A 1,422-nucleotide genomic window follows, 5' to 3' on the forward strand; every position below is an offset into this window, starting at 1 on the left:
CTTTTAAAACTGTTAACCCCTGCTCGTTAGCGGCTTTACTCGTTGTAATACATGCGTCTACCTTTCCTTCTAAGCAATCAATCGCCGCTTGAGCATTACTATTTACTAACTGAACATTGGGACTGATGGAATGAGCTAAATCAACAGGGGCAGGATGTGAAGCAATTAACAGGTTATTGGTTGTTATCACCTCTTCTTTTGAGGCAAGCACCATGTTATACGTTGGCATAATAAAGCTATCTACTAGCTCTAAACTAGTTAAATTTTTGAACACAATATCATGTAAGTAAGGATATACTGCGCAGCCTAGAAGAGCAGAACTCTCTGTTTCTTTCACATGAACTAAAGCTTCTTCCAACGTTTGATGCAAAAAGACCTGACCTTGTATGCTTTGGCGTTCGAACCACAGATAGCCTGCTTTTTCACAATTTGTTCCTTCAGGCCCTAAGGTATGGATAATGCTAATTTTTTGAAGCTGCTTATTTTTCTTACTAGACGACTCTGCAACTATCATAGCCTTTGATACCCCCTATGCGTTTACTTTATTTTTATAAACGATTTTTACTTTGTTATCTAAATAGCTGTAATACTGCTCACAGTCGGAATAAGAGTCATGAGTGGTTAAAATAAATCCAGGGTACCCTGAAAAGTGCGGATATGGTAAAATGTCTGTCCCTTTAGTTATAAATTGAATAACTCTTTTTACTTCAGTATCTCTGCGCACGTCTTCTAAGCCTCGAATTTCTTTAAAAATCCCATGGCCTTGCACAGGGATAATGTAGTTGCCCACCACTTTCTTTCGTTTTCTTTCATTTTTTAATACAGGAGGTTTTAACCCAGGAGGTTTTAACCCTAATACATAGTAAAAAACTAGCTCCATATAGTTAATACCTGTACTTTCCTTTACGATATAATGAGAAATCCCAGATCCTCCAATGCGCGCTCCTATTTCAATTACATAAGGTTTTCCTGCTGGGTCCAGGCGTAATTCAATATGAGCCGGGCCATTCTCAATTCCTAAAGCATTTGCTGCTCTAGCTGCTTCTTGTGCAATAGATTGCCAAACGTTTTCTTCTAGCTGAGCTGGAGCTATGTAAACACCTTCTTCAAAGAAAGGTCCTTTGGAATTTCCTTTATAACCTATAGAAAGTACATAAACTTCTCCTTCTACAGAAAACGTTTCAATAGCAAACTCTGGTCCGTCTATAAATTGTTCAATTACCATGCTMGTTTTATTTTTTGTGAATTTGCTTAAGTCTTCTTCATTTACGCGTCTCACTTTTTCTATGCTGTCAATCAGTTCCTTTTTGTTATTCGCTCGTGATACGCCTTGACTGGAAAATCCGTTAGAAGGTTTTACTACGACAGGATAAGGCAGTGAAAGATTCTTTAATTCCTCCGTATTTTCAACCTCTTTAAAAT

2 protein-coding genes are annotated in these 1,422 nt (G+C 37.7%); both read right to left on the bottom strand.

The features are described from left to right. Positions 1 to 514: hypothetical protein (locus AC1DRF_RS27755; protein ID WP_477742278.1), on the bottom strand; the 514-nt coding region annotated here is incomplete at its 3' end. Positions 515 to 529: 15 nt separating this feature from the next. Then, the coding region (locus AC1DRF_RS27760; protein ID WP_477742279.1) for an ATP-grasp domain-containing protein at positions 530 to 1,422 on the bottom strand (893 nt) is incomplete at its 5' end.

The organism is Priestia sp. P5_B4, assembly GCF_056400385.1.